This is a genomic window from Saprospiraceae bacterium (assembly GCA_016717265.1).
GTDB lineage: Bacteria > Bacteroidota > Bacteroidia > Chitinophagales > Saprospiraceae > Vicinibacter.
This window is the reverse complement of record JADKFX010000001.1, coordinates 2455107-2480089: the sequence shown is the minus strand read 5'-3', so window position 1 is coordinate 2480089 and position 24983 is coordinate 2455107. Positions and strand designations below refer to the sequence as shown.

Sequence of the window (24983 nt, the reverse complement as noted above, 5' to 3'; positions counted from 1 at the left end):
AAAGAAATTCCTAATTATTATACTTCTCCTCAATGAAATTCGAAATTTTATCGGACCGATAAAGCAAACTTGCCATCCATAATCCAATTAACATAAAGGCCAAAACGGCAGGATAAAAAATGATTCTTAAGGCATTGTCCATATCGTCTGCACCGATAGCAGGATTTCCACCATTTCCAGGATGCAGGCTATCGGTTAATCTTGGTAAGACAAAAATCAATGGGATTACAGCCACCAAAGCAAAAATATTATAAGCCGATGAAATTCTGGCCTTCCGGTCTTTATCTTCAATAGACGCTCTAAGAACTAAATAAGATAGGTAAATAAGGATGGTTAACGCCGCCATATTTAACTTAATATCTGATGTCCACCAGGTTTCCCAGGTATATCGTGCCCATAATGAACCCGTCAAACATCCTAGAATGCCGAATAATAAACCTGTACGAACTAATGCAAAGGCCCTCATATCAGCATCTGGAATATTATAGCGTAGGAATTTAATACTATAATAAACGGACATTCCAAACAATAAAAACATTGCAAACCATAAAGACACATGAAAAAATGTATTTCTGATAGTCTCGACCAATATATTGCGGTAAGGGAAATCGAACTTATTTGGCAAATGAAAATTCGGCTTATCCGTTACGGACCATGCCTGGATACCATTTTCTAGATTGATACTATCTTGTTGTATAATGATTTTAGAGGGAATTGCGGCTGCTCCATCATATGGACTTTCAACAATCACCGTAAACAAAGCCAATTTTCTTGAATCTGGCAAATGAGCTGGTAAGTCGAACTGGACTTCAATCTGATTTTCATTCAAAGGTTTTACAAGCTTTGACTTTAAAATAAAATCAACACTCCTTTCCTTTTGCTTTGAGTCCCCAACGTGCTTCAAATACACATTGATTTGGTCTGGATGGGAAATGTAATGCGAATTATATGCAGTTACCTCAAAACGGACTTCCTTTCCTGCATTAAATCGGTCTGGGTGAATATCTACAATTCCGTGTTTTAAAGGTGTCAATAAACCTTTTGTCAAAACTATCAGCATTAAAATAACGCCTAATGCTTTCCACCACATATGTCGTTCAGTCATAGTTAATTTTTCCAGCTCAAAGGTAAGAGTAAAGAGACTAATGCCATGGCTAATAAATCAATTGCAAAAATTGGATATAATTTAGGATAAATGGCAGCCAAGCTTTGGCCTGATAAAATATCAAGGGTAAATGAAAAAGCCATTCCGATCAGTGGAAAACAAAGAGGTAAGCTAATGACTACCATAAGTACTTGCTTTGTTTGGCCATGGCTAGAAAGAAATGACGTAAAAGCAGTTAATAGAGCAAATCCCAAGCAAACTGCTAATAATACAATTATCCAGGAGATATTAAATCCATTTTGAATTGGTAAGAGTCCATTTAATATAAAATTTAACAAAAGTCCAAACACAGACAGGGAAAGAAATAAATAAAACGATTTTGTCAAGAAGAGCAATAATGGGGAGCTCAATTGATGTGTATAAATTTTAAATCTGTTATTATCATCTTCATAAGCTCTGGCTGCTCCAAAAAAGCTTAAAAACAGAAAAATAATCCAATACATAAGATTCCAGTGCCTGGCATTTATCTCTCCAGAAAAAAAATAGACTAAATAGGCTACACCAATTAAAAAGCTCAGGAGGCCTCCTATTTGGTATAAACTTCGCCATTCAAAAAGAAATTCTTTTCTTAATAAAGATTTAAACATGGAATAAATGTATAAAGATAAGCTTGATTTTCAAGCATTTATATTATAAAATTTATTAACATATATTAAATTATCTATCAGGTATATACATATTATAATATTTTATAATATATTTGTTCCTTAAATCCTAGTCTATGTCCTTAAGAAAGCAACTTATCCTTTGGACCATTCTGTTGATTGGTGTTTCCATACAGGCATCGCCGAAACCTATAAAATCGAATAAGTCCTCGAAATCCAAAAAAACTATTCAGTATTTAAAAGTAAAACCGAGCGAAGGTCAAGGGGTTTATAGTTTATTAAGAAATTATAAATTAATTCAGGATCCAGATAATGTAGCCTTATTTTATGAGATTAATAGTTTGAAGCAGAATACAAGTTTAAGCAAAAACAAATTGTATAAACTCCCGATTGAAGTTTTAAAATACGATGGAAAGAGTATTCGTACAAGTATTGGAAATAAGAATTTAGAAACTGCAAAACAGATTGAAGAATACAATCTTGTATTAACAAAGAAGAAAATCCGAAAAACAGATTATAAAAAAGATGGAAAACTATGGGTCCCCATTCAAATCAACGAGAAATCAAATAACCAGTTAGCGAATTCTTCGAAAATAATACTTTCCAATTCATCAACAACACAAAGTGTAAAAAGCATTCCAGAAGATGACCCAAGAAAGCAATTTCTTGTCGCCTCTATGAGTACAATGAAGTCGAAGTTGGTGGCTGATTATAAAATGACAGATGCAGAAGTTAATTCATTGCGGGAGCGATTCACGTCTCTTAAATCTGAAGGTAATTTAATTAAAAAAGTATCTGCAAAATCTTTAAACGTACCACTTTTTGGAAACAAATATGAATCCGTAGATATTGTCACAGACGAACTGAACGATCAGGTATTTTATATAGTACCAGGGCATGGTGGTCCTGATCCTGGAGCTATTGCAAAAAATGTGGATGGCAAATACACCATTTGTGAAGATGAATATGCATATGATGTAAGTTTGCGATTGGCAAAAAATTTAATGGAAAAAGGCGCAAGCGTTTATATTATTGTAGAAGATAAAAACGACGGCATTCGAGATGAAATGTACCTGGATTGTGATAAAGATGAAACCAGTATGGGTGGTCATGAAATTCCTTTGAGCCAAAAAAAGAGGCTAAAGCAAGGCATTTCAAAAGTTAATAAATTATACTCGAAACACAAGAAAAAAGGGATTGCTAAACAATGGATGGTTTCACTTCATATTGATGCACAAAGTGAAGAAAGCAGGCAAGATGTATTTTTCTATTATCAATCTGAAAGTACTATTAGTAAAAATAAAGCTCTTGATATACAAAATGTATTTGAAGAAAAATACAAAATTTGTAGAAAAAATGAATGCTACAAAGGCACTGTCAGTTCAAGACCACTTTATGTAGTTAGAAACTCTGACCCAGAACCTATTTTTGTAGAGCTAGCAAATATTCATAATCCTGAAGATCAAAAAAGAATTCTTTATCCTAAAAACAGACAATTACTTGCAGACTGGATTACGGAAGGATTTTTAAAATAATTGAATTTAATAATACATTGAGTACTCCAATTTATTAATGCAATGATATTTAATACAAAATCTTAGCCTTCATACATTTGTACACAACCCCGAGTATCTTCTGGATTAAATCGCCCCAATACTTGCAAATTACCATTTTCATTGAGTATCCCTATATCTTCTGTTTGCAAAAATGAGCAGGAATGAATATTTGCTAAATCCATAACATTTATAATGCCCCTTCTACCGGTTTCTAAGAATTGCATTGGATCTGTTGGATCAGAAATCAAAAATTTAAGAAATGGCGTTCCGCGATATTCTATAGCATCCAGTGCATAAGCTTGCGATAGCATTTCTGTCATGCCGTATTCTGAAACTATTTTTGAAAGTGGGAATCCCTTTTTCAAGGCAGTTAATAATTCACTTCGTTCAATGATTCTTTGTCGGTTTTTCATTCCACCAGTTTCTATTATGATGAGTTGTTCAAATTCAATCTGGTATTCTGCTACAAAATCCAACAATGCAAAACTCACCCCGAATAATATTACTTTGCGTTTAGCCTTTTTAAGCGCATTTAAATGTCTATTTAAAGCAGAAAAATCGTATAAAAAAAATGAATTTTCAGAAATGTCATTAGATTCATTTATAAAAAATTGGAGCATTGAAACCAAGGAAGAATTTGGTTTTTCCAAATAATTTGGTAGGAGTCCAACAAATTCATATTGCAAAATTGACCCAAAATGCATATGAAAACAATGTCGGGCAATTTTATGATAAAAATCTAAAGAAGCAATTGCATGTTTTGAAACACCGTGTTGTCCTGTTCCGCTAGATTCAAAGGTTTGTTCAGCAGACCACTCCCCTGTCTTAATTTCCAAGGTCTTAAATAATTGAATTGGCAGAAACGGTATTTCATTAAGAGCTCTTACAGATTCCTTTGATTTGCCCAGCAATCGAATAAATTCAGCGTATACCGGATTAAATAACGACTGATAGTCAAATACTTCCAAAATGATTTCCTGCAAACTGAAATCATTCATGTCTAATATTTTATCTTGCAGGGTAATTCTTTTTTGCATTTTTCGTTATTGTCGTAAATCTATGCATCGACTTTCAAATCTTTCTATTTTATTTTTAACATGTTGTATTTGTATACGATGTACCAAACCTGAGAATGGATCAGAGATCCCTAAAATCGAATTAATTGGAGTAAGCAAAACGGAGATGACACAAGGGGACTTAAACCAGGATTCACTTTGGTTACAATTTCGCTTTGAAGATGGAGATGGTGATTTAGGGTATGGAAGTGGCGATTCGAGAAAAGATATTCGGGTAATAGATGGCCGAACTGGCAATATTCAAGATGAATATAAAATACCTGACTTAATTCCCTCTGACAAAGAAACACAAAAAGGGGTCCTAACGATTTTAATTTTTACAAGCTGTTGTCTTTTTAAAGATAATATTCCTCCTTGCAGCAATCCGCCCCAGTATCCTAAAGATTCCTTAGATTTTATTATTAATTTGATAGATAAAGCCGGTCATATCAGCAATGATTTACATTCCGGAAAAATCTATTTAAATTGTAAATAATATCTAGTACTCATTTTATTCCAAAGCTTTTTTTGCGGCTGCTACCACCTCTTTTGTATTTCCAATAAATAATTGATTTCCTACTTGTATGATTGGTCTTTTTAGAAACGTGTATTCTGATAAAATATATTTGCGATAATCCTTTTCAGAAAGTGTTTTTAAATGCAAGCCCAGGCTTCTGTATTTTAAGGCTTTCCTACTAAAAAGTTTTTCATATGATCCAACAATTTTTGCCATTGCATCCAGTTCTTTAGCTTGAATAGCATCTTGTTTAATATCTTGCAATTCACAGGAACTGGAATTTATATTGCCGAGTATCCTTTTACACGTACTACATTGACTTAAATGGTATATTTTGTTTTTATTCATTCTGCAATTTATTAAAATATGAAAACAAACTGGATTCAAAATCAGGATGGTAGCATTTACCATCTTAAACTAAAAAAATCACAACTTGCTCCAATCATAATAACAGTTGGTGACCCAGAAAGGGTTTCAATTATAGCGAAGTATTTAGATCGAATTGAATCTGAAGTTGTAGCACGCGAATTTCATACTATCACTGGCTATTTAGGAGGCCAATTGATGAGTATCATTTCAACAGGCATCGGCACAGACAACATTGATATTGTATTGAATGAAATTGACGCTTTATTCAATATTGATTTACAAACCGGGCAACCTCATAAGCATCCACAACAATTAAAGATTATTCGCTTAGGTACATCAGGTGCAATACAAAGAGAAATTGAAATTGATCAAATATTAATTACAGATTATTGTATTGCGCTAGACAATACATTGTCATTTTACCCTGACTCAAATCAAACGTTTAAGCAAATTCCGTCATCCTCCCATACCATTCCTGGACTCCAAGGATTGCATATCACCCGAGCGGATCCTGCATTATTAGAGCATTTTAATTCTGAAACAGTATGTATAGGAAACACTGTTACAGCAGCTGGCTTTTATGCTCCGCAAGGCAGACCTACGAGGATTTCTCAAGCAAACCTTCTGTCTGAAATTGAAAGCTGGAATATTCCAAATATTGGCAAAATAAGCAATATTGAAATGGAGACTTCTATGATTTATGGTTTAAGTACCTTAATGGGTCATCAGGCCCTATCGATTAATGCCATATTAGCAAACCGTATTACTGGTAAATTTTCAAATAATCCTGAAAAGACAATTAAAATTATGATAAGGTTTGCGCTCGAAAAAATCTTAAGCCTTTTTGGTCAATGAAGCTTGAGCTTTCTTATGATCCTCCAGGAATTTCTGCAAGCCTATATCTGTTAAAGGATGTTTTATGAGACCTAGTATTGCTTCTAATGGGCAGGTTACCACATCTGCTCCAGCTTTAGCGGCTTCTACAATATGCAAACCACTTCTGATGGATGCTGCAAGGATTTCAGTGTCATAACCTTGCATCGTGTATATTTCAAAAATGTCATTAATTAATTGCATACCATCCCAGTTGGTATCATCAATTCGGCCAATAAAAGGGGAGATGTAGGTTGCCCCAGCTTTAGCTACAAGGATCGCTTGGCCAGCGCTAAAGACTAAGGTGCAATTCGTTTTAATTTCTAGCGTAGTAAGTTCGCTGATTGCTTTTATACCATCTTTAATCATTGGAACTTTTACGACGATATTTTCGGCAATTTCAGCCAATTCTTTTGCCTCTTTCATGATTCCTTTATAATCTGTTGAAATCACTTCAGCGCTAACATCGCCACTCACTAAATCACATATTTTCTTATAATGCCTGTAAATACTTTCTTTGCCGGTAATCCCTTCCTTTGCCATAAGGCTTGGATTGGTAGTAACCCCATCTAAAATTCCCAATTCACGGGCCTCTTTAATTTGGTCGAGGTTGGCGGTATCAATAAAAAACTTCATAGTTCCAGGTTGATTATTAAAAAAAGGCAAGAGCTCATCGCACCGCTCAACCACTCACCCTTGCTGCATTTCTGCCCTGGGGGATTCAGCAGGAGCAAGTCGTGAACCCTTACCGAAGGCAAAATTAAGATTTTAAGTCAGATCTGAATGATCTTAAGAAATTATTGGGTAAAAATATCCTTGATAAACCCTCTAAGGCTTATTAATGAAGTAGAAAAAAATTAAAATCCGTGCTTATTTAGGAAAAAATCCTTTCAAATTTCTCCAATATCCAGTGTTTTGTGGAAATGACACGATACTCAATACTTCTTTTGATACCGGGTGGGTCAATACAATTCGATAAGCATACAAGGCCATATCATTTTCATTTTTGGTAGCAGGTCTACCATATTTTGTATCCCCTTTAATCGGACAGCCAATATGGGCTAATTGCGCTCTGATTTGATGTGAACGACCTGTTTGAAGTTCAACTTCCAATAAACATTGACCGTCCATATTTGCTAATACCCGATAATACAGGCTGCAAATTTTAGTATCACTTTTAGCATGATCGTAGACTTTGGTTTTATTTTTTCCTTCATCTTTAGTAAGATAATGCGTGAGCGTATCATCTTCTTTAGGAGGATGGCTTTCTGTAACAGCCAAATAATATTTCTCAATTTCACCAGCCTTCATCTGTTCTTGCAATCGAGAAGATGCTTTCGAAGTTTTTGTCAAAATAATAATGCCTGAAACCGGTCGATCCAAACGATGTACGAGACCTACATAAACATTTCCAGGTTTTTGATATTTAACTTTAAGATATTCTTTTACCAGGTCCACTAAATTAGGGTCTCCGGTATGGTCTCCCTGGGAGAGCAGTCCTGCAGGCTTTTCAAGGATTAATAGATGATTATCTTCGTAAAGAATATGTGGAATAAATTTCATAGATGCAAAATAAACTGATAAAAGTAGCGATTTCTCCGTGCCCCAATGATACTTATATTTTTGGAGCCTGGATTCAGGGTTTTATTGAGAATCCTAAATTAACAAAAGCGGAGTTTAGTTACATGGACATTCAAGAGCTTAATGAAAGATCAATTTTAGGTGAATTTGATGTAATTAAGATAAGTGCCGTGATGCTTCCCTCCGTTTACAAACAATATCAAATTCTAAATTGTGGAGGCGCTGCTGGCTATGATTGCGGACCTTTACTCGTAGGAAAAAAGCCTATACAATTAAAAGATTTGCCGAATTTAAAAATCCTATTACCCGGTAAAAACACTACAGCTAGTTTTCTATTTCAATATTTATTTCCTGATTGTAAGAATTTTGAACACTGTATTTTTTCGGAAATTGAGGATAAGCTAACAGATGGTGGATATGATGCAGGGGTCATTATTCATGAAACGAGGTTTAGTTATCAGGCAAAAGGACTATTTGAAATCGTTGATTTAGGAAAACTATGGTTTAAAGAAAGCTCTTTGCCAATTCCATTAGGACTCATTGCAATAAAACGGAATTTAGAAGTAAGCCTCCGAAAGGAAATTCAAGGTCAAGTTCAAAAAAGTCTGGAATGGGCAAATACACATTTAACAGAACTATTACCATTCATACAATCAAAGGCCAATGAGTTAGACCTAAAAGTAATCCTGAAGCATATTGATTTATATGTTAATCATTTCACGAAAGAAATTGGCCCAGAGGGTAAAAAGGCAATTTTTCGTTTAATTGATCCTGAAAATCAAATTTTTTCAAATGAAGATGATATTTTCAATTGATTATTTTACAATCAATTACATATTATGTTATTTAAATTTATATTAAAACCTATAAAATAGCCGTTTACATATTGTAAATATTAATAATGTATTATATCTTTACGCTGTGTAAGTTTTGGTTATTAAATGTAAAATTCGTTTTTGCTCGTGAAAAGTCACGAGCATTTTTATTTTAGGACCTTTTTATAAGAATTTGGTTTGTTTTATTTTCAAACAAATCCATAAGTAGCAGTCGATTTTATACTGCATTTACAAATTCAAAGCAGCTTCATTTTATAAAATCCTGAATTTCAAAGATCTAATCAGAAGGTATTAATTTTCTGAAAATTTGGCATAGTTCTTGAACTAAAGCCACTTGAGTTTTGAGTTTTGGTTATTAAATGAAGATTTGCCCGTATAACTGTATACGGGCTATCTTTTTTTAAGGATCTCCCTAAAAATTGAGCTCTTATCGTATTTTCGCCTTTTGTATTTCAATTAACTCAACCTTGTTATGATCATAGGCGTTCCAAAAGAAATTAAAAGTAATGAAAACCGGGTGGCATTAACACCGGCAGGTGCTCTTGAACTTAGTAAAAGAGGCCATAAAATCCATGTTCAATCAACCGCCGGAATCGGCAGTGGATTTACAGATCAGATGTATCTAGAAGCAGGAGCGTCTATACTTCACACGATTGAGGAGGTATATCAGATTGCTGAAATGATTATTAAAGTAAAAGAGCCCATTGCTTCAGAATATCCTTTAATTAAAGAAAACCAATTAATTTTCACTTACTTCCACTTTGCATCCTATGAGCCTTTAACTACGGCCATGATCCAAAGTGGTGCAATTTGTTTAGCATATGAAACCGTTGAGTTACCAGATCGGAGTCTGCCATTATTAGTTCCAATGTCGGAAGTTGCTGGTAGAATGGCAATTCAGGAGGGTGCTAAATTCTTAGAAAAACCTCAAAAAGGCAAAGGAATCCTTTTGGGTGGTGTTCCGGGTGTACCACCTGCCAAAGTTCTTATTTTAGGAGGCGGTGTTGTTGGGACACAGGCAGCAAAAATGGCTGCCGGACTTGGATCTCAAGTCACTTTATTAGACGTTAGTTTACCGAGAATGCGTTATTTGGCGGATGTCTTACCACCCAATGTTACAACCATGTATTCTAATGAATTAACGATTCGAAATTTAGTCCGTTCTCATGATCTTATTGTCGGTGCTGTTTTAATTCCTGGAGCAAAAGCGCCGAATCTTGTAACCCGCGATATGCTGAAGACGATGCAACCTGGGACTGTACTTGTAGATGTTGCGATTGATCAAGGTGGATGCATGGAAACGAGCAAACCCACCACCCATGATGATCCTATTTATATCATTGATGAAGTGGTCCATTATTGTGTTGCCAACATGCCTGGAGCAGTTCCATTTACCTCTACCCTAGCCCTTACAAATGCTACATTGCCCTTTGCTATACAATTAGCAGATAAAGGATGGAAACAAGCCTGCAAGGATAGTAAGCCATTAGCAACAGGACTTAATGTAGTCCATGGAAAAGTAGTTTACCAAGGCGTTGCAGATGCATTCAATTTACCGTATGTCCCGGTTGAAACGATGTTATAAATTTAGGATCCAGCTGTCTTTTAGATTCATTTGAATTTGAAATAAGCTTGAATTAAATTTTCTTTAAAAATTTATCTAAAAATACTTGCAAGGAATTAAATCTCGTAATAACTTCAAGGGTCATTTCGTTATTCACAAATAAAACTGTTTTTATGAATATAACCTTAGAAGAACTTAGATTAATCAAACACAATTTACCTTCTGGCGGAATTAAAAGAATTGCAGATCAATTAAGTTTAGATGAGCAAACCGTAAGAAATTATTTTGGAGCACATCATTTAGAAAATTCTGGAAATCATATTCAACCAGGACCCAATGGAGGAATCGTGCATATTGAAGATGAAACGATATTAAATATTGCGAAACAATTAATAGAAGAAAGCGCAAAACAAAATTAGAAAACACAAATTTTACCTTACCTATTTATACAGGGTTTGCTCTCTTGAACATTAGCAAACCCTTTTTTATTTCGGATCATTAAAAATTATTTTTGTCTAAAAATCATCAAGTCGAATTATTGAAATTAGCATTTCCAATAATCCTTGGGAATCTTTCACAAATGATGCTAAACATCATTGATTCTGCTATGGTGGGTCAATTAGGTTATAAATATCTTGCAGCAGCTGCATTGGTAAATAATATGATCGGATTGCCATTTGTTCTTTGTATTGGTTTTACGGTTGCAATTTCTCCATTAGTTGCTGAATTAAAAGGGGCTCAGAAGGAAGAAACCTGTGGTAATTTGCTTAACAATGCCTTTTATCTTAATATGTCAATTAGTATACTTCTTGTTTCTATCTTATATTTTACAGGCGGAATTATATACTATTTAAAACAAGATCAAGAGGTAGCGAATATGGGAAGACCTTATTTAAATTGGATGCTTTGGTCTATCGTTCCAATGATAGCATTTTTAAGTATTAAACAATTTTGTGATGGCTTAAATCATACTAAAATACCTATGATTTTATCACTCGCTTCCATTCCGTTTAATGCCATTCTAAATTATGCTTTAATTTATGGTAATTGGGGATTTCCTTCACTGAATATAGAAGGTGCAGGTATTGCAACTTTTATAACAAGATTATTAATGGCAATAATTCTAGGAGCTTTTGTTTTGGATCAGATTCAATTTAAAAAATATAATCTCCAAAATAGATTGCTGAAGAAGGAGGTTCTAAATAAAATTGCAAAACTTGCTATTCCTAGTTCCTGGCAGTATGTCAGTGAAATTGGTGCCTTTGTAATATTAGGCATTATGGTAGGATGGTTTGGAGCAATTCAACAAGCTGCTCATCAGGTTGCGCTTTCAGTTGCCGCTTTAACTTTTATGGTTTCTATCGGATTATCAAGTGCAGGGTCTATCAAAGTTGGAGAAGCATATGGAATGCAAAATATTCATTTAGCAAGGAAGACTGGAATTTCGGTATTGCAATTTGCTTCTATTTATGGCATTTTATGCGCCATCGCTTTTATACTTTTTAGAAATTATATTCCTTATTTATTTTCATCCGAACAAGAAGTTGTTCGCCAAGCTTCTATATTATTTCTTTTTGCTGCTGCATTTCAATTAGGAGACTCTATTCAAGCCGTTGGAATTGGTATCCTCCGAGGAATACAAGATGTGAAATTACCAACTTTATATACGACACTCTGCTATTGGTTTCTTGGGATTCCTGTAGGCTATTTATTAAGTGTTACCTTAAATTGGCAAGTCATTGGAGTTTGGGTAGCCTTTATTGTCTGTTTGAGTGTTATGGCAGTGCTCCTGTATCGCCGTTTCCTTTCGATAACCAAGGAATTTAAATATAATACGCCTTCGTAATATTGTGATATTCATTGGATCTATTGCCATCCTCATTAAATAAAATGATATTTTCTATTTCTGGTAACTCATGGATTTTCTTATATTCAACTAAACAAAGTTTAACCGGAGCTTGCGCATGATCTCGCACCCTGCATAATCTAGAAACAAATAATTGGCAGCTCATCATAACATTTGATAATGTTTCTTCTACATTGATTGGAATTATAAAGGATGCACTGCCATTTACATTTAAATGCTTAGCTGTTAATCGCGCAAGCAATTCAAAATCCAATTCCTGTTGGTGACGACTTCGCGATTTATCTGGTAAATCGGATTTTAGAGCGTTTATAAAATATGGAGGATTTGAAATGATAACATCAAAGGTAGCATCCAATAAAAAAAAATCAGATGGTTTTAAAATATCCAACGCATCCAATTTGAAGGCATGCAATCTGTCTGCCCAAGGACTTGATAAAAAATTATATTTGGAGCACTCAATACAAGCTAAACTAGAATCAATGGCATAAATTTCTGCGTTAGAAACCGCTCTTTGAATGGCCATTAAACTCAATAAGCCACTGCCTGTACCAATATCTAAAATTCGCAAACTATCTGCTACGCGCACCCAGGAACCTAATAATATAGAATCCGTAGTTACAGGGAAGACACCCTCAAAGATTTCTACTGAAAATTGCTTTAATCTAAAAACTGAATTGCTCAACAATCAAAAGTATCATGGTGTAATATCAGTAATTTTACGGATAGAAAGCTGCTTAGAAAGCAATGCTCCACCTTGATTCACAAATGCAACAATTTTCACTTTACTGGTTTGAAAATTAGTTCCTGAAAAACTTGCTTGCGAACGCGTAAATAAATCCATTGTACCGGTACCATCAGAAAGAATACAGGTACCAGAATATGTTGTTCCACTAGCTTTAGAAATCGCAATATCAGACACTTCTACTAAAGTAGATTCCAGACTTTCAAAATTATTTAAAATCTCAGCAATAGTTTTAACTACAGGAATTATCGTATTGGTTCCAATTTTAGTAGCATTTGCCAATGGTACATTATTTACCTGCAATAAACCGCTGAATTCTGATAATTCCTGATTTGAAACATTAATTTCTAATTCGTCCCCCAGGCTAAATGAATGATCTACCGTAAATCTCACCACAATACCTCCACTTGCATCTTCAATATGGATATTTTTTGTAGTTGTATTCATATTGTCTTTATCACTAATTACGGTGGCGCGTATTTTTTTATTACTTGCAACTGTGGTTATGGTACCTAAAAAAGTTGCCCGAATATCTTTTAGTGAAATGAGTTCAGGAGTACCACCAGTTCCACCGCCACTTACATCGCTTGTTGTACGGATTGCTACTTGTTTACTCAAACCAGCACCACCTTGAGTTACGATACCAATAATTTTTACATTGCCAGTAGGGAAATTATCATTTGCAAATAATGCTGCAGACCGAGTATATAAATCCATCATACCAGATGCATCTTTTATTGTACAGGTGCCGGAATAAGATGCACCACTGGATTTTGAGATGGCAACATCTGTAAGTTCAACAAGAGTTGATTCCAAATTTTCAAAATCAGCAACTATCTGAGCGATCGTTTTCTTTGAGGGCACCACCGTAAGTGTCCCTAATTTTTTTGCATTTAATAAATCAACATTATTCACTTGAAGTAAGCCATCAAATTCTGACAACTCTTGTTTGGAAACATTGATTTCAATTTGATCTCCAACACTAAAACTATGATTTGCAGAAAATCGAACTGTAATTCCACCAGTTTGATCCTGCAATTGTAAATTTCTTGAAGTTGTATTTTGATTCACCCGGTCACTAATTACGGTACCTATTATCTTTGTTAAATCGGGTGCATTTGTGATGGTTCCTGTAAATAATTTACGAAGGTCGAGAATATTAATTAAAGCTCCATTTCCTCCAGATCCTCCTTTGCATGCAGGTTTAGAAAATTGAATATCATTGATGGTGCGTATATAAAGCTGTGCATCCGATTTAAATTTACTAAGGATCACCACTATAGAACCATTTGTTGGTGGCACTGTAGTACCAGCAAAATCTGCAAAGTCGCTGGTTCTTAAAATAATTTCATTTCCAGCACAATCGGTTAGCATTAAATTTGATGGATTCTTTCCAATAATATCTGCAAAAGTTTTACCTGTATCGGAACGAATAAATTCCAAATCATCTAATTGAATCAATGTACTTAGATCTTGTGCTATCAATGCAGGAATGGTTCTTTTTTTAGGCGTAATTACTTGATTTCTCGGACCTTTAAAAACATAGCGATCTACGAGTGCGTCTTCAATACCAGAAAGATTTGTAAAATTACCATTTTGATAAGTTCCTTGTCCAATTTGTATTAATCCATTATAATCGCCAATGGTTAGTCCTTTGCATCTTAAGCCAATTTTCATTCCTACCGGAAAATTCGCATACAAACCTGTACGATTAATTTTTAACTCTATACCACCTGTTGAATCCTGAATTACAAGTGTCTTATAAAAGTTCCCGCTTTTATCATCTGCTACTATAATTGCATGAATTAATAAGTCATCCGTGATATCGATGAATTTACCAGCAACGAACTTTGTCTTTAATGCTGCAATGGATGAATTTGGTTGAAACCCAATGTCATCGGTCACTTGAGGTGGAGCATCAAAATCATGATCAATGCATGAAAGTGCACAAATCGAAAACAAAACAAGACTATATAATAGCTTCTTCATAGAAAGAATCTTTTTATTTTTTAAAATCATATTTCCAACTTACTCCTAAATAATAATTAAATCCTTGCAAATAATAATATTTAGAAGGAAATTTATCTGGATTTTTATCTTGATAATCAAAGCGATATTGTTCAAATCCACCGGAAACAATACCTTTTTTATTAAGAACATTATTGACACTTAAAGAAATTGCAAACCGTTCTTTAAAAATCTCAAAACTCTTATATACAAAGGCATTCAAATAAACCACGGAAGGTAATTTTTCCTGATTTATAATTTTATTAAACTGATCACTTTCTGGATCCAGTTCTTTTACAGCTTGTGGAATTCTTCGCAATGGATTGGGTTCTAAATATTGGTCACTCACAAAATTTGCACTTAATACTGCAAACCCATTCCTTTTAAAATCGTATTTAAGATTCAAACAAGCTGCTTGAAGTGCAGAGCCTGGAACATAAAAGTTCTTCAAATATATTGTATGCTGCGAATTTGATTGGCTGAATTTATCAAAAATAATCAATTCAGGTCTCGAGGTATAAATATGATCTCCAACATTATAAACTCCGGATACTTCAAATCCTCTGCCTAATTTTAGTTCGAATGAAGTTTCGAAGCCTATATGTCGTTGATTAAGACCTGTGTAAAAAGCACTAATTAAACCACCATCTGTTAATTCAATATTTTCTGCAGATTCTAATTGCTCATCCAGGAAAAAATTCCGATTTACAATTTGATCTTTATAGGTTGCATAATAAGGACTGATTTCAAATTTGAATTCTGGTGATCTATAAAAATAACTTAAATCAATATATTGAACGGTGGTTTTATCTGTTATTTGGAGTTGGTCTGCCCGCCATTCAGGATTTATAAAAACCTGATCAAATCGATTAGGCAATTTTTGTAACGCAAGGTTAGTTCGAATATAATTACGTCCGTTTAATTTCAAGGTAATTAATCCTTTTCCTCCTACCCCATTCTGATGAACCCGGTCCGATTCACCTAAAGAATTATTGAAAATTGCATTTTGGAATTTTCCATTTCTTGAAAATGAATTTGCAGTATAGTTTGCACCAAAACTTAGATCGATAAACTTCCCAGTATAAATATAGTTTCCAAAAAAGTTAAAATTTTGATTCTTAGCTTCATAATGATATCCATAAATTTCATCTTTTTTTACAATATGATTTATTTGACTGATGTCCGGATGCTGTTGAGATGGCAAATCCGCAAAATCTTCAAGATCCACAAAAAAATCTCCACCTAATAAATCTCTAGCTTTCAGATAAAATTCAGTTTTAGAAAACTCCATTCGATATCCTGCTATAAATTCATTTCTTTTATTAAACCATTTAAGGTTTCCAAAATGTTCTAATTCTGTTGGATCAAAATGTTTGTCTCGAAGCCAATAAACAGAACGTTTACCGGTAACGGTAGCAGTTGGATTTCCATTCACACCTTGAATGGTTTCTATATTTCCATAATTCGCAAAATACAATTGATTCCAATCAATTTGACGTGTATTCACATCATTTTTCCAGGCAGCTACAACTGCATTGGATACTGTGCTATCTTGAATATAGGAAGGCAGTTTTTGGTAATAATCGGGTCTTGGATCTGGTGCATTAAACCAATCCAGTTGAGAATCTGAACGCTTTCCTGTCAAACCCATAATTCCGGATGTAAATTTTAAATTCTCCTTTACATCCCAGCTATAATTCAACAGTGCCATGGGTGTTGAATAATTAGCTTCCCTTGAATTTCTCTTTTCTCCTTGCTGAAAACCCCAATAGGAATTGTAATAATTATCACCGGCTAAAGCATAAACTTCTTTCGTAGCAGGACTGGCTTTACCTCTGCGAGAAGGAGCGCCCATCACTAACAATTGAAAATTATGATTTTTTGCGATTCGTTTTGAAATGCCAAGATATGCTCCCCATGCATCATAAAATGACCCTGGTATAAAAGCTTCCTGGGCCCATCTGCGATTGGCTCCAATTAAAAATGACCAACCATTTGCTAACTCTCCGGTTGCATAATTTAAATCCAATTTATGATTATAGGCTCTATTTGAAATTGCATAACGGACAAAGAACTCATTTTTAAAGGCTGCAGGATTCGCATTGACCCACTGTGCAACACCTGATGATCCATAATCAAAAGGATTTTCCTTAAAATTCCGATATACTTCACTGTATTTGGTAATCAAATTTTGTCCGGAAAACAAATAATATGGTAATCTGCCTGAAATTGGATCATTTAAAAGAAATCCATTCAAGCCTAATTGCTCATAATTTTGTTCAATCCCCTTTAAACGATATCGAAATAAACTAAATTGAAAGCTTGCAGCTTCTAAAATTGGATCATCCGCAGACGATAATAGACTATAAACATCCGATTCAGAATTTTCATCTTCTGAACTTGTTCCTGAAAATTCAACAAGTTTGTAATCGGAAATGGTTGCCGGATATAAAAAGAATTCCTGCATTATTGGATTCCAATCGGATTCTTTTAATTCGATAGAAAACAATTCAAATCCTTCAAAAGAAACCTGAAGATTCATTAAATTATTAATTTTTAATGGATCCAGACTAAAATTACCATCAGCATCTGAATAGACTATTTGACCTGAATTTTGCTCATTTATCACGGCTAATGAAATTGGCTTTTGGTTCATTGTATTTAGAATACGACCATTCAATTGCTGAGCAAAACTTTGAGAAAAATAAAAACTAATCAAAAAGAAACAGAAATAAACTTTGTTTAACACCATCTTTCGAGCTTTTAAGACCTGTTTTTCGTTTATTTGCATGAAATTAGAAATCATGAAGCCTCAAAGTAACAAAATTTTAAGGACTTGGAATATTATAGTTATGTTATGCACCGGTCTATGGTCAAACGCAGAACTGCATAGTCAAACGACAACTCTAGCGATGGGTTTCTATAACCTTGAAAATCTGTTTGATACCATTGATGACACCATCACAGATGATATTGAATTTACACCAACCGGGGCGAAAAACTGGACTCCGGAAAAATATGCTGACAAATTAAATAACATGGCCCGTGTTATTTCGAGTTTAGAAAATTCAAACGGAGCAGATCCGCTTGTTTTATTGGGAGTGAGTGAGATTGAAAATCGGAAAGTTTTAGAAGACCTGATTCAAACTGCGGAACTTAAGGATAAATATTATAAAATCGTTCATTTCGATTCTCCAGATCTAAGAGGTGTAGATGTTGCCCTTTTATACAAGCCGAAATATTTCACGGTCCTAAACTCCAAATCATTCAAGGTTCCTATTTTCGAAAAAGATGGGAAACCCCGACTAACCAGAGATATTTTATTAGTAAAAGGAAAAATCGGTTCTCAGAATATTTACGTTTTTGTAAATCATTGGCCATCCAGAAGAGGTGGCGAAGAAGCCACAAGAGAATATCGGGTGATTGCAGCCAAAACAAATAAAATGTTAGCAGATTCTATAAGGAGTGTGGATCCAGATGCTGGTATTTTAATTATGGGTGACTTAAACGACAATCCAGATAATGCAAGTTTGATTTCAGGAGTCTCTGCTAAAGCTAAACCTAAAGGGCTCCAAGAGAATGACTTCCTAAATCCGTTTTATGATAATTATATTAAAGGTGAAGGATCGACAGCATATCAGGATGCCTGGAGTTTATTTGATCAAATTCTCATTTCCAAAAGTCTACTTAAAAAATCAGGACCAAATTCTTTACAATTTTTTAATCATAAAATTTTTCGCAGAGATTTTATGATGGAAAAAGAAGGTCATTTCAAAAACTATCCTAAGCGCACTTTTTCCGGAAATCAATATATTGGTGGTTACAGCGATCATTTTCCGGTATTGTGTTATTTTAGAATCGAATAAACAAAACCCAGTTTTTGCAAACATTCAATGGCAGTTGAAACGCCTTTTATATTAAGTGATGAGCACCATTATGCTTTAGATCAAATTGATCATTTGAAAGGATGTCTTTTTATAACTGGCAAAGCAGGAACTGGGAAATCAACATTAATTCAGTTGTTTCGAAAACTTTCAGAAAAAAAAGTAATTTTTTTAGCTCCAACCGGTGTAGCTGCAGTTCAAATTAAAGGTCAAACTATTCATAGCTTTTTTAAATTTCCACCCTCCTGGATAAGTAAACAAGATTATAAATTAATACCTAAAAATTTACTTGATAAAATTGATTTGATTTTCATTGATGAAATTTCAATGGTCAGAGCAGATATTCTGGACCATATAGATCAACTTTTACGCCAATCTGCAATGCTGGATGAGCCCTTTGGCGGCAAGGCTATGCTTTGGACTGGAGATTTGTTTCAGCTCCCACCTGTGGTAAGTACAGCCTATGAGAAAGAATATTTTTCAACAAAATATGCAAGCCCGTATTTTTTTTCTGCTACCGTTTTTAAACAATTGAAAAATTTTGAATTAATAGAATTGGGGCAGGTCTTTCGTCAATCAAATCCAATGTTTATCAAACTTCTTGAAAAAATCAGGATGAATACTATTGACGAAGAAGAATTGCTTGAAATTAATACGACCTGTTTCCATAATCAATTCATAGAACAGGATCATTTAATACTGACATTGACAAGCACCAATCAGTCTGCAAATTTTATAAACACAAACCGATTAAATCAACTTTCCACTGAAAGTAAAATATATACTGCACATATAACAGGTCAAGTTCTTGCAAACCAATATCCGGTTGAAGAACATATGGTTTTAAAAGAAGGTGCACAAATTATGTTGGTTCGCAATGATCCAAACAAGCGCTTTGTCAATGGCAGTTTAGGGGTGGTTATTAAATTAAATGACAAGACCATTCAAATACTGCTTGAAAATGAATCAAAGCCTCTTGAAATTGAACGATTTGTATGGGAAATTATTCGTTACAAAATGAGTTCTGGTAAAAATGCAGAGTTAAAGACTGAAGTTATTGGAACGTTTAGTCAGTTTCCTGTACGACTTGCCTGGGCTATTACAATTCACAAAAGCCAAGGTAAAACCTTTGAGAAAATTATAATTGATTTTGGCCGTGGAGCTTTCGAACATGGGCAAGCTTATGTAGCGCTCAGCAGGTGCAAGTCCCTGGAAGGCATCGTTTTAAAGCAAGCTTTAAGCTGGAAAGATATCCGAACAGATGAGCGGGTAATTGACTTTTTAAGGAAATATCAATAAAGGGCATAAACTTTTGACAGAAATAGTTTATAAATTTGAGCAAAACTAAAACCTTGTTATGACCCATCCACATAAACCTAGCAAAACAGAATCAAAGAAAAGCGAAAAAAACTTCTTTTACATATTGATTGCTGTTGCTGTCGTCTTAATGCTTTTAATGTATTTTATGTTTTCGGCTAGTTAATTTGAATAGAATCTATTGAAGCTCAATTTAGATATTAAATTTCCGAGTCCTGAAGCCTGGATTAAATCCGTTATTACTTCTTTTGATCGTTTTCTTCAGGATCACGCTGATTGCGAGCGCAAAGCATCCGCAATGGCCTTAAGCTTTATAGCTAAATATCCAAACCGAATTGAAATTATTCCAGCGCTAATTGAGACTGCACTTGAAGAATTAGAGCATTTTCAACTTGTCTACAAACTTATGGAGAGCAGAAAAATTCAACTTCCATCCGGTATGGGTGAGGATCCATATATAAAAGCTTTGATTAAGGAAGCCCATTCAGGGGTTAATGAACGATTTTTAGATCGTTTATTAATCGCCTCCGTTGCTGAAACCAGAGGTGCAGAACGATTTAAATTAGTGTCTGAACATTTGGACTCCGGTGAGCTCAAATCCTTTTACAAAATGCTTTGGACTTCAGAAGCTAAACACGGACACCTATATGTTAAAATGGCATTGCACTATTTTCCTGAAACCCAGGTGTATCCTCGATTAGCACGGTGGATTGACATAGAATCAGAAATTGTTCGCAATCTTGAAATCAGGCCAGCGCTTCATTAAATAAAATCTATGCAAGAACATTATGTAGTTCCAATTTTATCTGAGTTCTGGATTTGGGGAATTGTCTTAAGCGTCCTTGTATTTAGTACCTTGTTATGGTTTGGACAATACGCCATGCGAAAAGGTTTTGAAATGAATTATCGACGTGCCCTCGCAGGTGTTTTTATCATTCGTGAAATCTATTTGTTTGCTTATACTATCCAACAAGGTCAGTTTACAATTCAAGATTCCTTACCGTTTCATTTATGTAATATTTCCTATATTTTTTTAATCATCTTTTTATTAAAACCCAGTGCCTTTTTATTTGAATTTCTGATTATGCTTAGTTTAGCTGGTGCTATTCAAAGTTTAATTACACCGGAATTGACCCATGGTTTTTCACCTTATTTTTTGGTTGATTTTTATTTCAGTCATGCTGCCATTATATTCGTACCCTTATATGGTTATTTTGTTTTAAAAATGGTTCCGAGAACTGGCTCCTGGTTACGCGTTTTTCTTTTTGGAAACTTCATTTTAATTTGTGTCTATTTCATTAATCTCGTTTTAGATTCAAATTATATCTATTTAATGCGCGCTCCTATTGCAAACAATCCTATGATCCTAAGGCCTTACCCTATGCATTTAGTAGGTTTTCAAATATTTGGATTACTTCATATTTTATTAATTTATTGGCTTACCCGTAAATTCAAATATCAAAAACAGACAATTTAATTTTTCAGTATATGCTTACAGCAATTTCTCCATTAGATGGAAGATATCAAAATAAACTTCATGAATTAAGTCCTTATTTTTCGGAGTACGGACTTATTAAATACAGGCTCTATGTAGAAATTGAGTATTTTATACACCTCCTGGATACGCTCCCGATAAGTAATACATTAAATTCAACCGAAAAAGAAAAACTAAGAAATATTGTATCCGCATTTTCAATTTCTGATGCTGAACAAATAAAAGAAATAGAGAAAATAACAAATCATGATGTTAAAGCTGTCGAATATTTTCTTAAACAACAATTTGAAACAATTCAATTAGCATCCTTAAAAGAATACATACATTTTGCTTTAACTTCTCAGGATATTAATAATACGGCAATTCCAATCTTACTTCGGGACTTTACCATCAATTTAATGTTACCTAAATTATCCGATACTTTAAATTTAATTAATGAACGCGGCATTCAATGGAAACCGGTTGCTATGTTAGCCCGAACTCATGGGCAGCCTGCAACACCTACTACGATGGGAAAAGAGCTTCTCGTTTATTCTGAACGTTTAAATAAACAAATTATACAATTACAAAACTTCCAGTATTCCGGTAAATTTGGTGGCGCAACGGGTAATTTCAATGCACATTTTGCAGCTTTTCCTCAAATAGATTGGCCAGCTTGGGCGAATCAATTTTTAGAAAACAACTTAGGTATAGGAAGGCAACAATACACAACGCAAATTGCACATTATGACGAAATTGCAGAATGGTGTCATATATTGATTCGCTTAAACTCTATATTAATTGATTTTTGCAGGGATATTTGGACTTATATTTCGCTTGAATATTTCACCCAACAAACAAAAGCCGGAGAGATTGGGTCTTCTGCCATGCCTCATAAAGTAAATCCTATTGATTTTGAAAATGCAGAGGGAAATTTAGGAATTTCAACTGCACTTGCATCTCATTTGGCTGAAAAATTACCCATCTCCAGACTTCAAAGAGATCTTACCGACAGTACTGTTTTAAGAAACCTTGGAGTCCCTATTGCACATACTTATTTAAGCTTATTATCGATCCAAACTGGCATTCATAAACTGGTCTTAAATAATCCGAAAATTGAACACGAATTAGATCAACAATGGATCATTCTAGCAGAAGCGGTACAAACTATTTTACGTAGAGAAGCATATGAAAATCCGTATGAAGCACTGAAAGATTTAACCCGAGGAAAAACCAGTATTACACGAGAAGATTTACATAATTTTATTAATCACTTAAATATTTCCGAAGCAGTAAAACTAGAATTAAAAAACCTAAACCCTCAAAATTATATTGGTCCTAAATCTTAATTTTTTATAAAATAAAATAAACCAAATAATAAAAGTACGATCAAAATTAAAAGAATTGGCAAGGCATAATTTTTTACTGAAAATTTAATATCTTCCGCAATTTCTGCTTGTTTAATTTGTTCTTTTGTATCCATTTCAGCATTATTATTTTGCATATACAATTTGATGCGTTCAAACTCCATATAATTTTCTTCACTGGAATGGATCCATGTTTCTACAAATGCAACTTCCTGCTCACTGCATTGGTCCATTGCATATTTCCAAAGTAACTCTTTGCCCGGTTCAATTGACATTGTATCTAATATTTAAATTCACCCAAGGAAGAATTAATAATGATTTCTGTTTCAGGACTCGCTTCTACGTGACCAATAATTTGAGCATCGACTTCAAAGGATTTTGAAATTGCAATAATCTCCTCCGCTACTTCAGGACTTGTATAAATTTCAAGTCTATGGCCCATATTATAAACTTCATACATTTCAGCAGGTGAACATAAAGTATGTTGCTTTAATAATTCAAAAACAGGTGGCAAAGGAAATAAATTATTCTTTACAACACGCACTCCTGAAATAAATTTCTTAACTTTAGTTTGTGCACCACCAGTGCAATGAATAATTCCATCTATTTTGCTTCGAAAATTATTCAAAATTACATTCAGAATCGGTATATAGCTGCGTGTAGGAGACAATAACAAAGAACCAATTGAATACGAATTAGACTGGTAGGTAAATAAATCGGAAAGCGAATAACTTCCCGTATACACAAATTCCTTGTTTGTTTCTGGAGAAAAGGATGCTTCAATAGCTGCATAATTTTTTTTCAAAATATCATGTCTTGCTGCTGTGAGCCCATTTGAACCGATACCACTATTATATTGGTTCTCATAAATGGATTGGCCGGATGAAGCCAGACCAATAATTACATTACCAGCTTGAATATTATTTACTATGAGTTGAGTTTTATTAATTCTTCCAAAAGCTGTTATGCCAACATCAATGGTGCGAACGATATCACCAACATCGGCTGTTTCTCCCCCGCCTGAATGAATCTGAATATCAAACGCTTTCATGCTATTAATAAAGGCTTGAGTACCCTCGATTAAATGCTCAATTATGGCTCCGGAGATCAGGTGTTTATTTCTGCCAATGGTTGAAGAAATAATGATGTCCTGGATACAGCCTACACAAGCAAGGTCATCAAGGTTCATAACCATTGCATCTTGCGCAATATGATGCCAAATTGCCGGGTCAGGATTTTCAAGCCAATATAAATATGCTAAACTCGTTTTTGTTCCTGCTGTATCGGCGTGAATAAAATTGACAAAATCAGGATCTTTAGCTACATAATCTGGTAACACTTTGCAAAACGCATTTGGAAATAATCCTTTATCTAAATTCCGAATAGCATGATGTACATCTTCTTTCCCTGCTGATACTCCTAAAGACTGATATCTATTGACCATAAGTTTAGCAAAGTTACAAGGAATCCTTTAGGATGCCAATATACGAATATGTTGAAGACCTGGATTTTATTAATAATTAATAGGTAATAATTAATAATTAACTAATTAACTAACTGTAAGTCAATAAATTGACAACACAATTTAAAGAATTTAATAAAATCTAATGCCATTGAACAATCAAATTTTTCAAGCACTAGAAATAAAGCAAATAATACTAATAAGGGTCTATTTTTTCTGAATTATGGTATCCGTAAGTTTTATTATTCTAATGCCTTCAACTTGTGTATTCGGATCAAACGTAATGATCGTGTCCATTCGATCTACGAAAAGTGTGTCTTGCTTTTGTGCCGCCGTTATAGATGGTTCAAGATTGGTTTTACAGGATGGAAGTGCCAAGAGATAGATTCCAAAAATCATGGAAAAAAGGATTCGAAAAAAGGTATTATTTTTCATTTTAATGCGTTTAAATTGTTTGAAATTTAAGAACTTGTAGAATAGATTAATGAACTCAATGTACGAATTTAAAATCTGAATAATAACTTTTGAGGCTTTATAAAAACATAGAATCTAAAACAATTAATTTTGGTTTTGCTGATTCGTATATTTTATCTGTTTAAATCTCAATTTAAGGCACTCAAATAGACGGCTAAGAACTTGTTGAAATCAAATCTGTATTCAACTTAAGCTTGTGAAATACATATTAATAAATTGCTAATTTTGAATGTATTTATTGTAAATAATTTATAACATCCAAATGAAA

General features: G+C 34.0%; 24 protein-coding genes. 12 read left to right on the top strand and 12 right to left on the bottom strand.

Annotated elements, in window-relative coordinates:
* Window positions 1–10 precede the first annotated feature (10 nt).
* Both ccsA and IPO86_09540 read right to left on the bottom strand, forming a co-directional pair.
* Window positions 11–1105 (bottom strand): cytochrome c biogenesis protein CcsA, encoded by a 1095-nt coding sequence (ccsA, locus tag IPO86_09545; protein ID MBK9728348.1) that lies wholly within the window; start codon window positions 1103–1105, stop codon window positions 11–13.
* 2 nt (window positions 1106–1107) lie between these two features.
* On the bottom strand, window positions 1108–1752 hold the full coding sequence (locus IPO86_09540; protein ID MBK9728347.1) for a hypothetical protein: 645 nt from the start codon (window positions 1750–1752) through the stop codon (window positions 1108–1110).
* A gap of 734 nt (window positions 1753–2486) precedes the next feature.
* Here IPO86_09540 and IPO86_09535 point away from each other — a divergent pair.
* Entirely contained in the window at window positions 2487–3305 is an 819-nt protein-coding gene (locus tag IPO86_09535; protein MBK9728346.1) for an N-acetylmuramoyl-L-alanine amidase, read from the top strand.
* Between the two features lie 62 nt (window positions 3306–3367).
* On the opposite strand, the gene IPO86_09530 is transcribed toward IPO86_09535, so the two are convergent.
* Window positions 3368–4363: an acyl transferase gene (locus IPO86_09530; GenBank protein MBK9728345.1), complete on the bottom strand. Its 996-nt coding sequence runs from the start codon at window positions 4361–4363 to the stop codon at window positions 3368–3370.
* Between the two features lie 22 nt (window positions 4364–4385).
* Here IPO86_09530 and IPO86_09525 point away from each other — a divergent pair, with 22 nt between their 5' ends.
* Window positions 4386–4877, top strand: coding sequence for a hypothetical protein (locus tag IPO86_09525; GenBank protein MBK9728344.1), 492 nt, complete (start codon window positions 4386–4388; stop codon window positions 4875–4877).
* A gap of 15 nt (window positions 4878–4892) precedes the next feature.
* Here IPO86_09525 and IPO86_09520 read toward each other — a convergent pair whose 3' ends face one another.
* Entirely contained in the window at window positions 4893–5246 is a 354-nt protein-coding gene (locus IPO86_09520) for a hypothetical protein (GenBank protein ID MBK9728343.1), read from the bottom strand.
* Window positions 5247–5264: 18 nt separating this feature from the next.
* On the opposite strand from IPO86_09520, the gene IPO86_09515 reads away from it, so the two are divergent.
* Complete coding sequence (locus IPO86_09515; GenBank protein MBK9728342.1) at window positions 5265–6122, top strand: nucleoside phosphorylase; 858 nt, start codon at window positions 5265–5267, stop codon at window positions 6120–6122.
* Here the strand turns inward: IPO86_09515 and fsa are convergent.
* Both fsa and IPO86_09505 read right to left on the bottom strand, forming a co-directional pair.
* Window positions 6102–6776: a fructose-6-phosphate aldolase gene (gene fsa, locus IPO86_09510; protein MBK9728341.1), complete on the bottom strand. Its 675-nt coding sequence runs from the start codon at window positions 6774–6776 to the stop codon at window positions 6102–6104. The two genes, IPO86_09515 and fsa, sit on opposite strands and share 21 nt — an antisense overlap.
* A 234-nt stretch (window positions 6777–7010) precedes the next feature.
* Window positions 7011–7703 carry an RNA pseudouridine synthase gene (locus tag IPO86_09505; protein MBK9728340.1) on the bottom strand — a complete coding sequence of 231 codons (693 nt, stop codon included), beginning with the start codon at window positions 7701–7703 and terminating at the stop codon, window positions 7011–7013.
* 2 nt (window positions 7704–7705) lie between these two features.
* On the opposite strand from IPO86_09505, the gene IPO86_09500 reads away from it, so the two are divergent.
* From IPO86_09500 to IPO86_09485, 4 genes are all read left to right on the top strand, one after another.
* Complete coding sequence (locus IPO86_09500; protein MBK9728339.1) at window positions 7706–8536, top strand: 1,4-dihydroxy-6-naphthoate synthase; 831 nt, start codon at window positions 7706–7708, stop codon at window positions 8534–8536.
* A 493-nt stretch (window positions 8537–9029) separates the two neighbouring features.
* Entirely contained in the window at window positions 9030–10142 is a 1113-nt protein-coding gene (gene ald, locus IPO86_09495; GenBank protein ID MBK9728338.1) for an alanine dehydrogenase, read from the top strand.
* Window positions 10143–10294: 152 nt separating this feature from the next.
* Window positions 10295–10540 (top strand): DNA-binding protein, encoded by a 246-nt coding sequence (locus IPO86_09490; protein ID MBK9728337.1) that lies wholly within the window; start codon window positions 10295–10297, stop codon window positions 10538–10540.
* A 92-nt stretch (window positions 10541–10632) separates the two neighbouring features.
* The gene (locus IPO86_09485) at window positions 10633–11967 is read left to right on the top strand and encodes an MATE family efflux transporter (protein ID MBK9728336.1); all 1335 of its coding nucleotides are present in this window, start codon (window positions 10633–10635) and stop codon (window positions 11965–11967) included.
* On the opposite strand, the gene IPO86_09480 is transcribed toward IPO86_09485, so the two are convergent.
* Genes IPO86_09480 through IPO86_09470 form a run of 3 tightly spaced genes read right to left on the bottom strand, consistent with a single transcriptional unit; the run spans window position 11945 to window position 17393 of the window.
* The gene (locus IPO86_09480; GenBank protein MBK9728335.1) at window positions 11945–12670 is read right to left on the bottom strand and encodes a methyltransferase; all 726 of its coding nucleotides are present in this window, start codon (window positions 12668–12670) and stop codon (window positions 11945–11947) included. The two genes, IPO86_09485 and IPO86_09480, sit on opposite strands and share 23 nt — an antisense overlap.
* A 12-nt stretch (window positions 12671–12682) precedes the next feature.
* On the bottom strand, window positions 12683–14719 hold the full coding sequence (locus IPO86_09475) for a hypothetical protein (GenBank protein ID MBK9728334.1): 2037 nt from the start codon (window positions 14717–14719) through the stop codon (window positions 12683–12685).
* A gap of 13 nt (window positions 14720–14732) precedes the next feature.
* A complete protein-coding gene (locus tag IPO86_09470) occupies window positions 14733–17393 on the bottom strand; it encodes a hypothetical protein (GenBank protein MBK9728333.1) in 2661 nt (886 codons plus the stop codon).
* A gap of 196 nt (window positions 17394–17589) precedes the next feature.
* Between IPO86_09470 and IPO86_09465 the strand changes: the two genes are divergently transcribed.
* From IPO86_09465 to purB, 5 genes are all read left to right on the top strand, one after another.
* Window positions 17590–18603, top strand: coding sequence for an endonuclease/exonuclease/phosphatase family protein (locus IPO86_09465; protein MBK9728332.1), 1014 nt, complete (start codon window positions 17590–17592; stop codon window positions 18601–18603).
* A gap of 27 nt (window positions 18604–18630) precedes the next feature.
* On the top strand, window positions 18631–19920 hold the full coding sequence (locus IPO86_09460; protein ID MBK9728331.1) for an AAA family ATPase: 1290 nt from the start codon (window positions 18631–18633) through the stop codon (window positions 19918–19920).
* 199 nt (window positions 19921–20119) lie between these two features.
* Window positions 20120–20704 carry a tRNA-(ms[2]io[6]A)-hydroxylase gene (locus tag IPO86_09455; GenBank protein MBK9728330.1) on the top strand — a complete coding sequence of 195 codons (585 nt, stop codon included), beginning with the start codon at window positions 20120–20122 and terminating at the stop codon, window positions 20702–20704.
* Window positions 20705–20713: 9 nt separating this feature from the next.
* Window positions 20714–21415, top strand: coding sequence for a TIGR02206 family membrane protein (locus IPO86_09450; GenBank protein ID MBK9728329.1), 702 nt, complete (start codon window positions 20714–20716; stop codon window positions 21413–21415).
* Window positions 21416–21426: 11 nt separating this feature from the next.
* Window positions 21427–22761 (top strand): adenylosuccinate lyase, encoded by a 1335-nt coding sequence (purB, locus tag IPO86_09445; protein ID MBK9728328.1) that lies wholly within the window; start codon window positions 21427–21429, stop codon window positions 22759–22761.
* On the opposite strand, the gene IPO86_09440 is transcribed toward purB, so the two are convergent.
* From IPO86_09440 to IPO86_09430, 3 genes are all read right to left on the bottom strand, one after another.
* Window positions 22758–23054, bottom strand: a complete 297-nt coding sequence (locus tag IPO86_09440) for a hypothetical protein (protein ID MBK9728327.1) — start codon at window positions 23052–23054, stop codon at window positions 22758–22760. The genes purB and IPO86_09440 overlap by 4 nt on opposite strands.
* A gap of 5 nt (window positions 23055–23059) precedes the next feature.
* Entirely contained in the window at window positions 23060–24223 is a 1164-nt protein-coding gene (locus IPO86_09435) for a phosphoribosylformylglycinamidine cyclo-ligase (GenBank protein MBK9728326.1), read from the bottom strand.
* A 225-nt stretch (window positions 24224–24448) separates the two neighbouring features.
* Window positions 24449–24676 carry a hypothetical protein gene (locus IPO86_09430; protein MBK9728325.1) on the bottom strand — a complete coding sequence of 76 codons (228 nt, stop codon included), beginning with the start codon at window positions 24674–24676 and terminating at the stop codon, window positions 24449–24451.
* Between the last annotated feature and the right edge of the window lie 307 nt (window positions 24677–24983).

Coding starts and splice junctions, on each gene's coding strand:
- ccsA (MBK9728348.1), bottom strand. CDS start 1,105: ATGACTGAACGACATATGTGGTGGAAAGCATTAGGCGTTATTTTAATG.
- IPO86_09540 (MBK9728347.1), bottom strand. CDS start 1,752: ATGTTTAAATCTTTATTAAGAAAAGAATTTCTTTTTGAATGGCGAAGT.
- IPO86_09535 (MBK9728346.1), top strand. CDS start 2,487: ATGACAGATGCAGAAGTTAATTCATTGCGGGAGCGATTCACGTCTCTT.
- IPO86_09530 (MBK9728345.1), bottom strand. CDS start 4,363: ATGCAAAAAAGAATTACCCTGCAAGATAAAATATTAGACATGAATGAT.
- IPO86_09525 (MBK9728344.1), top strand. CDS start 4,386: ATGCATCGACTTTCAAATCTTTCTATTTTATTTTTAACATGTTGTATT.
- IPO86_09520 (MBK9728343.1), bottom strand. CDS start 5,246: ATGAATAAAAACAAAATATACCATTTAAGTCAATGTAGTACGTGTAAA.
- IPO86_09515 (MBK9728342.1), top strand. CDS start 5,265: ATGAAAACAAACTGGATTCAAAATCAGGATGGTAGCATTTACCATCTT.
- fsa (MBK9728341.1), bottom strand. CDS start 6,776: ATGAAGTTTTTTATTGATACCGCCAACCTCGACCAAATTAAAGAGGCC.
- IPO86_09505 (MBK9728340.1), bottom strand. CDS start 7,703: ATGAAATTTATTCCACATATTCTTTACGAAGATAATCATCTATTAATC.
- IPO86_09500 (MBK9728339.1), top strand. CDS start 7,706: ATGCAAAATAAACTGATAAAAGTAGCGATTTCTCCGTGCCCCAATGAT.
- ald (MBK9728338.1), top strand. CDS start 9,030: ATGATCATAGGCGTTCCAAAAGAAATTAAAAGTAATGAAAACCGGGTG.
- IPO86_09490 (MBK9728337.1), top strand. CDS start 10,295: ATGAATATAACCTTAGAAGAACTTAGATTAATCAAACACAATTTACCT.
- IPO86_09475 (MBK9728334.1), bottom strand. CDS start 14,719: ATGAAGAAGCTATTATATAGTCTTGTTTTGTTTTCGATTTGTGCACTT.
- IPO86_09470 (MBK9728333.1), bottom strand. CDS start 17,393: ATGAACCAAAAGCCAATTTCATTAGCCGTGATAAATGAGCAAAATTCA.
- IPO86_09465 (MBK9728332.1), top strand. CDS start 17,590: ATGTTATGCACCGGTCTATGGTCAAACGCAGAACTGCATAGTCAAACG.
- IPO86_09460 (MBK9728331.1), top strand. CDS start 18,631: ATGGCAGTTGAAACGCCTTTTATATTAAGTGATGAGCACCATTATGCT.
- IPO86_09450 (MBK9728329.1), top strand. CDS start 20,714: ATGCAAGAACATTATGTAGTTCCAATTTTATCTGAGTTCTGGATTTGG.
- purB (MBK9728328.1), top strand. CDS start 21,427: ATGCTTACAGCAATTTCTCCATTAGATGGAAGATATCAAAATAAACTT.
- IPO86_09440 (MBK9728327.1), bottom strand. CDS start 23,054: ATGTCAATTGAACCGGGCAAAGAGTTACTTTGGAAATATGCAATGGAC.
- IPO86_09435 (MBK9728326.1), bottom strand. CDS start 24,223: ATGGTCAATAGATATCAGTCTTTAGGAGTATCAGCAGGGAAAGAAGAT.
- IPO86_09430 (MBK9728325.1), bottom strand. CDS start 24,676: ATGAAAAATAATACCTTTTTTCGAATCCTTTTTTCCATGATTTTTGGA.